Consider the following 13,942-nt stretch of genomic DNA (forward strand, 5'->3'; position numbering starts at 1 on the left):
CGAGAAATCCGGTCAGTATCCGAGGTCGGCCCAGATGCCGCGGACGAACTCCGACTGCTGGTCGATGACCTCGGTGAATCCGTTCCCCGGCGTGAATGTGTCGGACCAGTTGTTGCGCTGCAACGCATCTCGCCACTCGGGTGATTCGACGACCTCGGTGACGATCGCTTCGAGTTCGGTTCGCTGTTCGTCGGTGATCCCCGGTGGTGCGACCACTCCGCGCCAGTTGGTGAGGGTGACGTCGTAACCCAGCTCCGACAAGGTCGGCAGATCTATGGCCGGCACCGGGGCAGGAGCCGAGATGGCCAGCGCACGCAGGTTTCCGGCGGTGATCTGGTCGACGAAGTCCTCGTAACCGCTGACCGAGGCCTTGATGGTCCCCGACATGAGCGAGGTGGCCAGCTCGCCTCCACCGGAGTAGGCGATGTAATTGACCGCAGCAGGGTCCACACCGTTCTCGCGGGCCATCTGACTGATGATCATCTGATCGACGCTGCCCAGCGAGCCGCCACCGAATGTGAAGCCTTTCGGGTCCTTCTTCCACGCGGCCATCAGCTCTTCGACGGTCGTGATCGGGGAATCGGCCGGTACGACGACCACGTCGTAGTCATCGGCCAGGCGAGCGATCGGGGTGACATCTCCGAGATCCACGTCGGAGCCGTTGATGTTGATCGCGCCGAGCATCGTGATGCCCATGATCATGATCGTGCTCGGGTCACCAGACATCCCGGCGAACTGGCTGAGTCCGATGGTGCCTCCGGCGCCCGGGATGTTGACGACCTGTGAGTTGTTGACGATGTTCTGAGCCCGCAGTGCCTGCTGCATTTCGCGCGCCGCACCGTCCCAACCTCCGCCGGCAGCGGCGGGTGCGATCAGGGTGAGCTGGGCCCGTGCGTCGGCACCGCCCTCACTGCCGGCGGCATCCACGACCCCGACAACGACGATCGCTGCGGCGACCAGAGCGCCGAGCACCTTGACGAGCAGGGGGAAACGCCTCGGCGGGCGAGGTGTCGGGGGCGCGGCGGCCGACTCGTCGGCACTGGGCGGTGGTGCGGTCATGCGGTCCTCGTTCTCAATCGGTTCTGCAGGCGGATGTGAGGACGACCACAGCGGTGGTCACATCAGCAGTGTTGGCGTAACGGGCATCACAGTCACCGTTAGGCGCATAAGTATCGTTTTGCGCTTTTCGCGCGGCGCCGGTCATGCGGCTTTCGATCCGGTCGAGCCACACGGCGTTATAGATTATAACCTATGGCAGTGATCTACACCACAGTTGGAGCGGAGGTGATCCTGAGGCTGGTCAGTCGGCGGCGGGGCCCTCGTCGAGCGCATCGATCGCTCGACGCCCCAAGCTGTTGCCGATGTGCTCGCGCATCACTGCGTCCGCGCGGTCGGCGTCGCCGTCGGCGACGGCCGCCATGATCGCCCGATGCTCGGCGGTCACCCGAGACCGGTCGGCGGGGGAGTCGCCGCGGTGAGTGAGGCCGATGACGCGGTAGCGGTCCGCCTTGTCCCAGAGGCGCTCGAGGATGTCGATGAGGACGGGGTTGCCCGACGCGCGGTACACCGTGCGATGGAACTCCCGGTGTCGGACAAGGGCGTCGAGATCGGATGCGCTGGCGATGGGCGACAGGCGATCGAAGGCGTCGCCGATGGCCGCGATGTCGGCGGCTGTCCGCGTTCGCGCGGCGAGTGCCGCGGCGAGCGGATCGAGATTCTCGCGAACCTGATAGAGGTGACGCGCCTCGTCGGCCGACACGGGCGTCACCCGCGCGTCCCGGTGGGCCTCGAGTTCGACCATGCCCTCTGCGGACAGTCGGCGGATCGCCTCGCGGAGAGGTGTGGTGCTGACGCCGATCTCAGCGGCGAGTCTGGCCTGGGGAATTACCGCCCCGGCCGGAAGGACGCCGGTCAGGATTCGCCGCTGGAGCTCGGCGTACGCGTAGTCGTTCTTCGTGAACATCCCGCCGGATGTCGTCATGGCGGGCCTCCCGGGCGATCGGCTCTCCTGGATAGGTCCGGACCCTTCCGGACCCGGAGATAGTAGCATCGGTGGTGCAAGTTATAGGTTATAACCTATGATGTAGTGCGTGAGTGGATGTAGACCGCCGGCACTGCCCGACGCGTGGGACCTGCCGGTGGTCGACGTCGAGCGGCGCGTCGGACCCGACGTGTACCGGCAATGGCCCACGGTCATCCGTCTCCTCGCGGAGAACGTGAGTCGTAATTCCGACGCCGCGACGCGCGACAAAGCACTGGAAGACATGGCGCAGTGGCTTCGTGCCGGCACCAGCGATGCCGAGATCCCTTATGTGCCGGGACGATTGCTGATGCATGACACCACCAGCACACCTGCCCTGGTCGACATTGCCGCGATGCGTGACGCGGTCGCGGCGCGGGGTGGGGATCCGACGGCCCTGAGTCCACGACTGCCGGTCGAGGTCTCGGTGGACCACTCGCTAGCGGTCGAGTCGTTTGGTCGTCGCGACTCCGCGGTCGTGAATCTGGCACACGACATGCGCCGTAACGCGGAACGGTATCGCTTTCTGTCCTGGGCGTCGAAGACGATGGACACCGTGCACATCAACCCGCCGGGCACCGGGATCATGCACACGATCAATCTCGAGCAGCTCGCCACTGTGGTGACGGTGGAGACGGTCGATGGCATCGATCACGCGGTACCCGACATGATGCTCGGCACCGACAGCCACACGCTCATGATCAACGGACTCGGTGTGTTGGGATGGGGCATAGGTGGTTTGGAAGCCGAGACGGTCATGTTCGGCATGCCGACCACCTTACGGATCCCCGAGGTGGTCGGAGTGCGTCTGACCGGGACGCTGTCGGCTGGTGTGCTGGCCACGGACCTGGCTCTGGTGGTCACCCACCGTCTGCGCGAGATGGGGGTCACTGGTGAGTTCGTCGAGTTCTTCGGTCCGGGCGTATCGGCACTGACGGTGGGTCAGCGGGCGGTGATCGCCAACATGGCCCCGGAATACGGTGCCACCACCGGGTTCTTCCCCGTCGACGCACGGACCGTCGACTACCTGGCCGACACCGGACGAACGAGACAACACTGCGATCTCGTCGAGTCGGTGACACGACGTCTCGGTCTGTGGTTCGACCCCGCTGCCGTGCCGCGTTTCACCCGCACGATCGAGATCGACCTGGACGCCGTGGTCCCGTCGGTGGCCGGACCGCGTCGTCCGCAGGATCTCGTGCCGGTGACCGAACTGCCGGCGACCTTCCGCGCCGAGGGACCTTCCCGGTGTGACGACGACACCGAGATGCCCGCCTTCCCCATCGCCATCGCGTCGATCACGAGCTGTACCAACACCTCCGATCCGCGCCTTCTGGTCGCCGCGGGTCTGGTGGCGCGCCGTGCGCGGGAACGAGGGATGCGGGTGCCACCGTATGTGAAGACCTCTCTCGCGCCGGGTTCGCCCTCTGCTGCCAGTGTGCTCGAGAGAGCCGGGCTCGTCGACGACCTGTCCGCCGTCGGCTTCGACATCGTCGGATTCGGTTGTGCCACCTGCATCGGCAACTCGGGCCCGCTGCCGGCGGAGATCGCAACGGTCGCCGAGGCGCGTACGCGGAAGCCGGTGGCGGTCCTCAGCGGCAACCGCAACTTCCCCGGGCGCGTCCATCCGGACCTCGAACTGGGCCTGCTGATGTCGCCGCCGATGGTGATCGCCTTCGCGCTCGCGGGTGATGCGGCCATCGACCCCACGTCCGAACCGGTCGGTGTCGACGCCGACGGACGGAGTGTGATGCTCGCCGACCTGTGGCCCGCCCCTGAGGAGATCGACGCCGTCACGGATTCGGCGCGGCGTCCGAGCGATGTCGTCGATGACTTCGTCTCGGCGTCCCGCAATCCGGCATGGGACGCACTCGACGTGCCGAATGAACCTCTCTTTCCCTGGGACCCGTCGTCGACGGCACTGCGGCGTCCGCCCTTCGCCGATGACGACTTCGCGCACAGCATGCTGGGCGACTACGACGCCCACCCACTACTCGTCCTCGCCGATGACATCACCACCGACCACATATCCCCGGCCGGGGCCATCCACGCCGACAGTCCGACCGGGCAGTATCTCGTGGAGCGGGGTGAGAAGCCGGGCGACCTCAACGTCTACGCGTCCCGACGCGGAAATTGGGAAGCCATGCTGCGGGGCGGATTCCAGAACAAGAACGTACGAAACGCACTCGCTCCGGACGCGGTTCCCGCGCACACCGTTCACGCACCCACCAGGGAGGTTGTGCCCCTCGCGGAGGCCGCCCGGAGGTACGCAGACGACGGCGACTCGGTGGTGATCGTGGCCGGTGAGCGGTACGGCATGGGCAGCTCACGCGACTGGGCGGCGAAGCTGGTGCGTCTACTCGGGGTGCGGGCAGTGCTCGCGCGCAGTTTCGAACGTATCCACCGGTCCAACCTGATCGGGGTCGGCGTCCTGCCGTTGCTCATCCCCGCTGACGTTGACGGCGGCCTGCAGGACCTGCGGTCAGGAGACCGGCTGCACATCGTCGGCACCACCGATGCCGTCGAGCGCGGGACGGTGGCGATCGTGGTCGATCGGGTCGACGGGACCGAAGTGCGTTTCGACGCCCGGGTCGCCGCGGAAACCGACCTGGATCGCCGACTTCTCCGACGCGGCGGAGTCATCCCCAGCATTCTCGACGAGCAGCTGGCGCGATGACCAGCCAGGCGTCATGCGGTGGCCGTCCGGGCGCGGAGTGTGATCACTGGGTGGAAAAGCGCTGCGCCGTCGAGTCGTCCTCGGCCTTGTCGAAGGCATCCCGGGCACGTTCGATGTCGGGCATGTGTGCCGTCGCCCATTCGAGGATCACGTCGATCGGTGGACGAAGCGTCTTGCCCAGCGGGGTGATTCGGTACTCGACCGCGACCGGACGCGAGCTCAGCAGGACCCGTTCGACGATGCCGTTCCGCTCGAGCTTGCGCAATGTCGCGGTGAGCGACTTCTGCGTGACCGTTGGTATGGCGCGCCGCAAACCGTTGAAGCGGCAGGGCTGCTCGCAGAGTTCGTTCAGGACCGCCAACGACCACTTGTCGAGCACCTGATCCAGCAGCTCGCGATGCGGCGCGCTGATCGCCAGTTCGACGGACTGTTCACCGGTATCGGTCATGAAACCACGTCTCCTTGAAGTGTCCTGCAACCACCAGGTATCAAAGCTATACCTAATGGGAACACCGCTCGAAGGAGAACATCATGACCGTTGACTACTCGACCCCGCTGGGCATGACCCAGCCGACGCCGTACCACCACGTTGCTGTGGGCACGGGGACGCGTCATGTCCACGTCAGTGGCCAGATCGCTCGAACGGCCGACGGAACGCCTGTGGCACCGGGGGACCTCGCAGGCCAGGTCGCTCAGGCGCTGCGAAACACCGCGACCGGCTTGGCAGGGGCGGGAGCCACTTTCGGCGACGTCCTGCGGTTGACGTTCTACGTGACCGACTGGGCGCCCGAGAAGATCGCCGATTTCATGGCCGGTGTCGAGCGAGTTGCCGAGGACATCGGCCTGCCGTCTCCGATGCCCCCCGCCTCCTTGATCGGCGTCGATTACCTCTTCGAACCCGACGTCCTCGTCGAGGTGGAGGCCACTGCGATCCTCGACTGACGGCGCGGCGGAGACCCTCGGATCAGAACGGCGGCGGGTTGTCGAGGAAGTCTCGACGTTCGGCTTCCTCTTCGGCTTCGCGCAGCTTCCGATTGCGGGCACGTTCGGCTCGCCGACGCGCCAGTTTGGCGGCGAGTCGATTGGTGGTGCGCGGAGGGTTCTCCTCCGACGCGATCGTGCGGGGTGAGGGTGGTGCCTGCGCGGCCTGTTCGAACCGCAAACGGCGCAGATTCGGAAACAGATCCTCGAGGGTTTCGGCGTCGCCGTGGATCGTCACCCCCTCAGGCGTCACGTACTCGGTGACCAGCCGTCCGTCCTCGTCGCGGTACTGCTCGTCGATCCAGTCACCGTGCGTCTTGAGGAGATGGCCTGCCCGGCACTTCGCGTTGAGGTTGTCGCTCGACGTCGCGCCACCTTCCGCTGGGCTTTCGTGGTCGTACTCGGTGACATGGTCGAGGTCACAGTCGAAAGCCGAACGCTCACAGCCTGGTTCGGTGCAGTAGCCGTCCCGGACACGCACAAAGTCCGCACACGCTGACGTGGGGCGGTAGGGGTCGGCTGGTTGCGCGCCCGGGTAGACGACAACCACCTCGGGGCCTGATGGCTCGGTCGGTGCCTGGCGTTTGGCTGTGCGTCGTTCGGTGTGGCCGGGTATCGGTTGGGTCCGTTGCGGTGTGACGGGCTTGAGTGTCGCGTCTGTCCGGGCGGCGAGGTCGCGGACGTGATCGTCGGAGATGACGCCGTACCCGTCCAGAAAACCCGGCCCGGACGCGCCGACGAGAGTGGCGGCGTCGGTGACGACGTGGATGACGACCTCGGTGCTGACGGCGGCGATGACCGCGTCGGGACCGGGGATGTGGGCGGTGCAGTCGTCACGGGCGCAGGAACACTCGAAAACCGTTCGGGTGAGCAACGCGAACATCGCGTCGGAGCTTCGGACACCGCGGGTGCGACCGTCGTGCTCGCACACCGAATCAGCCAGTATCCGAATTGCTTTGGCGCTGATCCGGATGTTCTCGGCGGACATGACGGCGGTGATCTCGCCGACGCCGTCGCGGAAGTTGTCGGTCCACACACCGCGGGACTCGAGAGCTTCGCGGCGCCGTTCGCGAACCGAGTCGGGGTCGTGGCGGAAGACGAGACGGTCGACCATGTCCCGTAGGCGTGAGCGGTCCCAGGAGCCGCGCCGGTTTCGGATGATCTTCGCGATCTCGGCGTCGATGGTCGGGGTGATCGGGTCGTCGGCGGGGATGAGTTCGGTACGCGAGATGATGAGACGGATCTGATCTTCGCTGATGATCCCGTCGCGTAGCGTCGTGGCGACCTCGGGTAACCGATCACGCAGCGCGAGCGCCTCATCGATCAGCATCTCGGCGCGCCGGCGGGAGATCGCAGACTGGCGGGCGATGCGTGCGGCGCAGTCGGCGTAACCGTCCATCACGAACGCGTCGGCGTGTTCGCGGGCGGCGACGAGTCGGTCGTAGAGGACCGCGATTGTCTGGTAGCGGCTCCAGGCGAGGTAGGACTGGCCGCGGCTGCCGGCGCCCAGGCTGTTCATGAGGGTGACCATGTCGTCTTCGTCGGCGTAGGCAGGATCGAGCCCGGCGAGAAACTCGCTCGGTAGATCGGTCCACACCCGCACGATGACCCCGGACTGTCACGGACCGGTCCCCATCCCGACCCTGTGACCACCAAGGTAAACCACCCCACCGACAATCCCGACCCTCCATCCAGAGGACCCGGGAATCACTGTCGGACAGATTCTTTCAGGGCGCAGAATGGGTGAGCCTATTCCGGTCGCCATCGTCGTGGGTTGGTTTCCACGACCTCGGGCGGAGCAAGCTGCCTCGCCCGAGGAAGGTACACGAAGTGGAACAGGAGCAGGGCCATCGCGAACGCCAGTGCGGTGCCGAGAAGTTTCAGGTGACCACCGAGAAGTCCGGCGAGCACTCCGTCGTTCACGCTGTGATACAGAATCGCGATCACGAAGGTCACGATCGCGGGTCGCGAGAAGAACTTCCCGCCCCGCCACGCGATCAGCCAAGCGACGGCGGCCACCGACGCCGTGGTCAACGGATGTACGAACTCGATGGCCGGCCGGGTCAATGCGAGAACAATCGCCGCGTTGCGCTCCTCCGAGATCGCACCGATGTGATCGTGGAGGTGATGATCGTGCGCGAGGTGGATCGCTCCGGCGACGTACTCGGCGCCCTCCCCGGCACCGAACACGGAGCCCGACACAAACGCCAAGAAGAATCCGGTACGCGGGTCTCGGAGGGCGCCACCGACGAAGAAGTACAACAGGACTGGTACCAGGAGCTTGGCGGTCTCCTCGATCGGCCCGGCACCGAACAGACCACCCACATGGCTGCCGATGGGCCCTGGGATGCGTTGCTGTGCCTTCTCCACGGCGAAGGCAACACCCAGTGCTACGAGGCCGGACAGCACACCCAGCGCGAGTACCCGCCTCACGTCGGCGATGGCACTGAGGCCGAGTCGATCCCAGGCGATCCATGCCCCGGCGATCAGGACCGATCCGCTCGATACGAATCCGGCGATCGCGAGCATCCACTTGTTCGCCTCGTCACCGCTGGTGGCGACAACGACGAGCAGAGTTCCGACGACCATCCCGGCGAACACCAAACCCATCCATCGATGGCGGCCACGGATCTTGCCGCCCTTTCTGGGAAGAACACCGACCCTTGGGTCGGGGGTTCGGGTCCCGAGCCACGCATGGCCGTCCCACTCCCGGACGTAGCCGTCTCCACCGGTTCGAAACCTCTGCGCCATTTGTTCCGTCGCCACCGCCGAAGTCTATGCGCGGCATCCGATCAGCCGTGGGACCTCACGATGGATCATCGGCAATTCGCCGGCGCGCCGACAGCGCGCACGGACCGGATCGGTCAGAGCAATCCTCGTGACTTCAGAAGCAGATAGTGATCGGCGAGCTTGGCCGGGAGCTTGTCGGGGGCGGCATCCACCACGTCGACGCCGAGCCGGCTCAACGCAGTGGCCGTCCGGTTGCGGAGTGTGATCGTGCGGGCCGCGGCCGCGGCGTCGTAGATCTGGGCGGCGTCGCCGCGTTCGGCGAGCAGGTCGTCGAGGGCGGGGTCGGCGACCGAGCCGATGACGACCTTGTACCGCTGTGCCAGTACGGACAGCGGTGGGAGCAGCGACTCCTCGACGGCGGCCGGTTCGAGCGGTGTCAGCAGGACGAGCAAAGCCCGCTGGCGCCCGATCTTGGCGACCTCGGCACCGAGGAGCGGCCAATCTGCCTCGAGCAGAGCGGGTTCGAGGTCGGCCATGGCGGTCACCAGGCTGTTGAGCAGCATCGTGCGACCCACGCCGACCACCCGGCGGTGCACGCGCCGGTCGCCGGCGATGAGATCCACCCGGTCGCCGGCGTGTGACGCGAGCGCGGCCAGTAGGAGCGCGGCGTCCATCGCGGCGTCGAGTCGAGGGGTGTCGCCCACGCGCCCGGCCGAAGTCCGCGAGGTGTCCAGGACGATGACGATGTGCCGATCCTTCTCCGGTTGCCAGGTACGGACCACCGTCGACCGACGCCGGGCGGTGGCGCGCCAGTCGATGCTGCGGACGTCGTCACCCTCGACATAGTCACGAAGCGAGTCGAATTCGGTGCCTTGACCGCGCACGCGCACCGCCGACCGGCCGTCGAGCTGACGGAGATGGGCCAGCCGGGACGGCAGAAGCCGTCGGGAGTCGAACGGCGGGAGTGCGCGGACCCGGCCCGGCAGCGGGACCGACCGTTGGCGACCGGCCACGCCGAGGGGGCCGACACGTCGGACGGCGACTCGGACCGCGAGCCGGTCACCGCGACGAGTAGGAGTGAGAGACGTTGTCACCGAGCGTGTCTCCGCACCGGTGATGGTCACCCGATGGGTGTTCCCCGACGCACCGGCCGAGGGCTGCCAGCTGTCGCGCAGGACACCACGGAAGGTCTGAGTGCCGTGGTTGGTGACGGCGATCGAGCACGTGGTGCTCTGGCCGAGCCGGAGCGGGCCCGGCACCGAACGCACCAGGGCGATCGACTTCGTGGTCCCGGCCAGCGCGATGTCGAGGCACATGAGCACTACGCAGAACAGCGTCCACAGGACGGGGACCGCGTAGTTCGGCCAGACCAAGATGGGTACCGCACCGAGCAGCACCAGGATCAGAAAGCGGCCGGTGAGGAACATCAGCGGGGGACGGGCACCGAGTTGATCGCGGCGTCGAGCACCGAACCCACCGACACCCCTTCGAGTTCGGCTTCCGGGCGCAACGACAACCGGTGCGCCAGCGTCGACTGGGCGAGCGCCTGCACGTCGTCGGGGGTGACGAAGTCGCGACCGTTCAGCCACGCCCACGCGCGGCTGGTGCCCAGCAGTGCGGTGGCACCTCGCGGGCTGACGCCGAGTGCCAGCGAGGGCGAGAACCGGGTGGCCCGGGCGATATCGACGATGTAGGCGGTGACCTGCGGAGCGACTGTGACCCTACGGACCTGCTCGGCGCCGGCCTCGACGTCGGTGGCAGATGCGACCGGCCGGAGTCCCGCCGCGGACAGGTTCCGCGGATCGAAGCCGGACGCGTGCCGCGTCAGCACGGTGATCTCGTCGTCGCGAGGTGGCAGCGGCAACGTGACCTTCAGCAGGAAGCGATCGAGCTGCGCTTCGGGCAGCGGGTAGGTGCCCTCGTACTCGACGGGGTTCTGCGTCGCCGCGACGAGAAACGGACTCGGCAGCGGGCGTGGGTCGCCGTCGACGGTGACCTGCCGTTCCTCCATAGCCTCCAGCAGCGAGGCCTGTGTCTTCGGCGGGGTGCGGTTGATCTCGTCCGCCAACAGGAGGTTGGTGAAGACCGGTCCCTCCCGGAACGTGAATTCCGAGCTGGCGGAGTCGAACACGAGCGAACCGGTCACGTCGCCAGGCATGAGGTCCGGCGTGAACTGCACTCGCTTGGTCTCCACGTCGAGAGCGGCGGCCACCGAACGGACGAGCAGGGTCTTGGCCACTCCCGGAACGCCTTCGAGCAGGATGTGCCCGCGGCAGAGCAGCGCGATCAGGATGCCTGCCACCGCGGGATCCTGACCGACGACGGCTTTCGCGACCTCGACGCGGACGGCCCCGAGCGCATCACGTGCGCGGTTCGGCTTGGCAAGCGGGTCCGGGGTGTGCGGATTCGGGGCGTATGGGTCTGGGGCATATGGGTCTGGGACGAACGGACCGGGGCCTGGGTTGCGGGACGGGTCGACGGTCATGGTGTCTGTCGGACTTCCTTCTCGAGGTTGGTCAGTTCGGCGGTGAAACGGACGAGTTGGGCGTCGGTGGCGGGCAGCGGACCGGCGAGCAACGCTCGGACCTCACCGAGGTCACGGCGTGTTGCGCCGGCCACGGCGATGACGATCGCCGTCACCGACGGGTCCGAGGTCTCAATCGGTGCGACCGCTACCTCCCAGTCGGGCCGCGCGAGTGCGTCGGTGGCCTGCGCCGCGTCGAACGGCAGCCCCAGATACGACGCCAGCGAACCCAGTGTGTGGATGCGCAGCGCCGCCGCGGCACGAGCGTCGGCGCCGGCGCGGTGATACATCCGGCCTCGGGCGCGGGTGGTCTCGACCGCCTTGACGACGGCAGGCAGTGGTTCGGCGACCAGCGACCCGAAACGCCTGCCGCGCCACAGCATCAGGGCCAGAACCGCGAAGACGGTCAACAGGATCAGCGGCCCGACAGCTGCCGGGATATCGGACTCGTCATCCTCGGATGCGACCTGGTCTGTGATGAACGGTACATACCAGAGGATCTCGTCGGAGCTCGCGAAGACCCGCACGACTACGCCTGCGTTGTCCTGCTGTGCCAGTTGGTCGTTGGTGAGCATCTCGCCGCTGAGGACGACGACCTCGGGGCGCTCGGCGGTGCGTGGTACGACCACCAGGTTCGATGTCCCGTCGGAGGTGAAGCACGCAGTCGTCGAGGGCGAGGTGGGGACGTAACCGAACGGGGTGAAGCCGGCGACGTCGGTCTCGTCGATCCCGCGGGTTCGGCACCCCGCGGCGACCGCGGACGGGCCGGCGCCGTAACCGGATGTGACGGGCAGGCCGAGCGCGGTGAGCACGGTGTTGTCCGGGGCGATCAGGATCACGCGGTCGGCGTCCTGCACGCGATCGCGGAACTGTTGCGTGGTACCGGGATTGAAGGACGAGGTCGAGCTCACCACCACGGTGGTCCCGCGGTCGGGCCGTGGTGCGTCGGTGAATTCCTCGAGTCCGCGCACCTTCCGGAGATCGGCCCCGCGATCGTCGAGGATCTGTGCGAGTGCGCGCGACCCGGTGGGTTGGGCATTGTCGGGGTCGTAGCTGACGCCGGGCCCTCTCGTGCCCTGCACGCCGGTGACTGCGGCGATGCCGAGCAGACCGATGCCGGCGACCACGACGACGATGACCAGGACGATGACGACCCAGATCCACGCCGGCGTCTTGTTCTTGGCCGGTGCGGGTCGCAGCGGCGGCGACAGGGCGGAACGGGGCGGCGGGGTCGTCTGCGCGGTTCCGGTCATCGGGGTACCGCCAGTCGGCGTGGACGCGATGGTTCGGTCTCGGATGGTCGTGCGGACGACACCGAGCGCTCGAGTTCGAGGATCGCGCGCGCGGATTCGGCGGACGCGTGCCGGTCGCCATAGGCGATGGCGTCGAACAGATCGGTCGCGCTGCGCAACGCGGCGTCGTGTTCGGGAAAGCGTGGGCCGAGGTCGACCGACACCTCATGAGCGGTGAGTGACGGCTCGTCGGCCAGCAATCCGCGCTCGATGCCGCCGCGTGCCAGGGCACGTACGGCGGCGAGCACGCACGAGTCGTAGTGTCCCGCGGTGAACGCGGCGTCGGCGTCGGACCGGAAATCGGCCGCCGACCGGGCCGGGCCGGACAGCACCTGCCCGGAGGGCGCGGTGCCTGTGGATCGGGGGATACGCGGGTTGCGGCGGAGATGACGGACGACCGCGATGACGAGCCCGAGGACGAGTGCGATCGCCAGGACGATCACGATGACCCGGAGGGTGTCGGAGCCACCGAACCAGCCGAAGACGTTGTCGGCGATCCACTCCCAGAGGCGGTCACCGAAACGATCGAGCCACGACGGCTCTGGCGGTTGGTAGTCGGACTCGGAGAGCTCTTGCTCGGCCCACCTGCGTGCTTCGTCGTTGTCGGGGTCCAGTGGTGCCGCGAGGACTCGGATCACCGGCCGCTCGATCCTGGGTGGCGCCGGCCGACGTGGGGCTCACCGGCGCGGGCGTCGTCGTAGAGGACCGCCGGGACGACCGTCAAGATCGGTTGCACGACCATCGACGCCACGACGGTGCCGACGACCGCCGCGATGGTCGCGGCGCCGGTGTGCCACCCGCCGGACAACGTGCCGGCTGCCGACCCGAGGAAATCGAAGGGGTACATCACCGCCGCCATCACAGCCCAGGCCAGTACTCCCAGGACCGCCAGAATTCCACAGGTGCGCCAGAACCGGGTTGCTGACAGTGCCCCGGAGTAGCCGATGGCGTCCCGGACCGAGAGTCCGTCCATGACGATCGCGGGGGCGACGAACACGGTGCGGACGGCGAGCCACGTCACCGGGATGAACGCGACGAGGGTGAGGAGCAGGCTGCCCGCCATGAGGACGAGTCCGCCGGAGCGCGCACCGAGTCCGAACAGGACGATGGCCGGTGTGAAGGCCGCGGCGACCGCCGATCCGAAGAGTGAAGTCCAACCGAGCAGCGCGCCGAGTGCGTAACGAGTGCGTCGCCACGTGTCGGTGAGGGTAGGGCGCGACCCGCCGCGTAGACGCGCCACGGGGTGGGCGGCGACACCGGTGAGAGTGCCCGCCACCACGACCCATTGAACGACCAGGAGGGCAAAGAACGCCGCCACGGGAACGAAGATCGACGTCCAGGGGTCCGGATCGTCGAGGGCCGGGTCGGTGCTCACCATCCAGAACGCCGCGAGCGTGAGAGGCACCGCCGCCACGATCCAGGTCAGCCCCACGAGACCGAGGAACACACGCGGTGCCGCGAAGGCGGTCGAGAAGACCCTCTGCAGGAGGTCGCTGATCGAAGTCGGGTGGTGCGGCACCCATCCCGGCGGCGGCGCGAGCGGTAGAGGTGCCGACTCGGCATCCGGGACCGGGCTCCACTCGTCGGAGACACCCGGTGGCTGCCACGGAGGTCCGCCGGACGGCGGTGGCGACACGTGCGGCGGCTCGGACATCGAGAAGGTGCACCGGCCTTTCCGCGCAGGGAGAACTGTGCGGCGAACGTATCAAACAACCGGC

At 67.5% G+C, this 13,942-nt stretch carries 12 protein-coding genes; 2 read left to right on the plus strand and 10 right to left on the minus strand.

From position 1 onward, the window contains the following. Positions 1-12: 12 nt before the first annotated feature. The gene (locus ACFW3F_RS15480; RefSeq protein WP_388058792.1) at positions 13-1,059 is read right to left on the minus strand and encodes a Bug family tripartite tricarboxylate transporter substrate binding protein; all 1,047 of its coding nucleotides are present in this window, start codon (positions 1,057-1,059) and stop codon (positions 13-15) included. A 241-nt stretch (positions 1,060-1,300) separates the two neighbouring features. Beyond that, positions 1,301-1,981, minus strand: coding sequence for a GntR family transcriptional regulator (locus ACFW3F_RS15485; RefSeq protein ID WP_388058794.1), 681 nt, complete (start codon positions 1,979-1,981; stop codon positions 1,301-1,303). Positions 1,982-2,090: 109 nt separating this feature from the next. On the opposite strand from ACFW3F_RS15485, the gene acnA reads away from it, so the two are divergent. After that, entirely contained in the window at positions 2,091-4,697 is a 2,607-nt protein-coding gene (acnA, locus tag ACFW3F_RS15490) for an aconitate hydratase AcnA (protein WP_388058795.1), read from the plus strand. A gap of 43 nt (positions 4,698-4,740) precedes the next feature. On the opposite strand, the gene ACFW3F_RS15495 is transcribed toward acnA, so the two are convergent. Beyond that, positions 4,741-5,145: a winged helix-turn-helix transcriptional regulator gene (locus ACFW3F_RS15495; RefSeq protein WP_388058797.1), complete on the minus strand. Its 405-nt coding sequence runs from the start codon at positions 5,143-5,145 to the stop codon at positions 4,741-4,743. 83 nt (positions 5,146-5,228) lie between these two features. On the opposite strand from ACFW3F_RS15495, the gene ACFW3F_RS15500 reads away from it, so the two are divergent. Further along, positions 5,229-5,639, plus strand: coding sequence for a RidA family protein (locus ACFW3F_RS15500; protein ID WP_388058798.1), 411 nt, complete (start codon positions 5,229-5,231; stop codon positions 5,637-5,639). Between the two features lie 22 nt (positions 5,640-5,661). Here ACFW3F_RS15500 and ACFW3F_RS15505 read toward each other — a convergent pair whose 3' ends face one another. From ACFW3F_RS15505 to ACFW3F_RS15535, 7 genes are all read right to left on the minus strand, one after another. Further along, the gene (locus ACFW3F_RS15505) at positions 5,662-7,275 is read right to left on the minus strand and encodes a DUF222 domain-containing protein (protein WP_388058858.1); all 1,614 of its coding nucleotides are present in this window, start codon (positions 7,273-7,275) and stop codon (positions 5,662-5,664) included. 152 nt (positions 7,276-7,427) lie between these two features. After that, positions 7,428-8,444, minus strand: a complete 1,017-nt coding sequence (locus tag ACFW3F_RS15510; protein ID WP_388058800.1) for a PrsW family glutamic-type intramembrane protease — start codon at positions 8,442-8,444, stop codon at positions 7,428-7,430. A 98-nt stretch (positions 8,445-8,542) separates the two neighbouring features. Continuing rightward, on the minus strand, positions 8,543-9,835 hold the full coding sequence (locus tag ACFW3F_RS15515) for a DUF58 domain-containing protein (protein ID WP_388058802.1): 1,293 nt from the start codon (positions 9,833-9,835) through the stop codon (positions 8,543-8,545). Then, positions 9,835-10,893: an AAA family ATPase gene (locus tag ACFW3F_RS15520; protein WP_388058804.1), complete on the minus strand. Its 1,059-nt coding sequence runs from the start codon at positions 10,891-10,893 to the stop codon at positions 9,835-9,837. Before ACFW3F_RS15520 ends, ACFW3F_RS15515 begins: the two co-directional genes overlap by 1 nt. After that, positions 10,890-12,185: a DUF4350 domain-containing protein gene (locus ACFW3F_RS15525; protein ID WP_388058805.1), complete on the minus strand. Its 1,296-nt coding sequence runs from the start codon at positions 12,183-12,185 to the stop codon at positions 10,890-10,892. Before ACFW3F_RS15525 ends, ACFW3F_RS15520 begins: the two co-directional genes overlap by 4 nt. Beyond that, entirely contained in the window at positions 12,182-12,862 is a 681-nt protein-coding gene (locus ACFW3F_RS15530) for a DUF4129 domain-containing protein (protein ID WP_388058807.1), read from the minus strand. The genes ACFW3F_RS15525 and ACFW3F_RS15530 overlap by 4 nt, the downstream gene beginning before the upstream one ends. After that, positions 12,859-13,878, minus strand: a complete 1,020-nt coding sequence (locus ACFW3F_RS15535; RefSeq protein WP_388058809.1) for a glycerophosphoryl diester phosphodiesterase membrane domain-containing protein — start codon at positions 13,876-13,878, stop codon at positions 12,859-12,861. The genes ACFW3F_RS15530 and ACFW3F_RS15535 overlap by 4 nt, the downstream gene beginning before the upstream one ends. Positions 13,879-13,942 lie beyond the last annotated feature (64 nt).

Origin of the sequence: Gordonia sp. NPDC058843 (assembly GCF_042743165.1) — a bacterium.
Lineage (GTDB): Bacteria > Actinomycetota > Actinomycetes > Mycobacteriales > Mycobacteriaceae > Gordonia.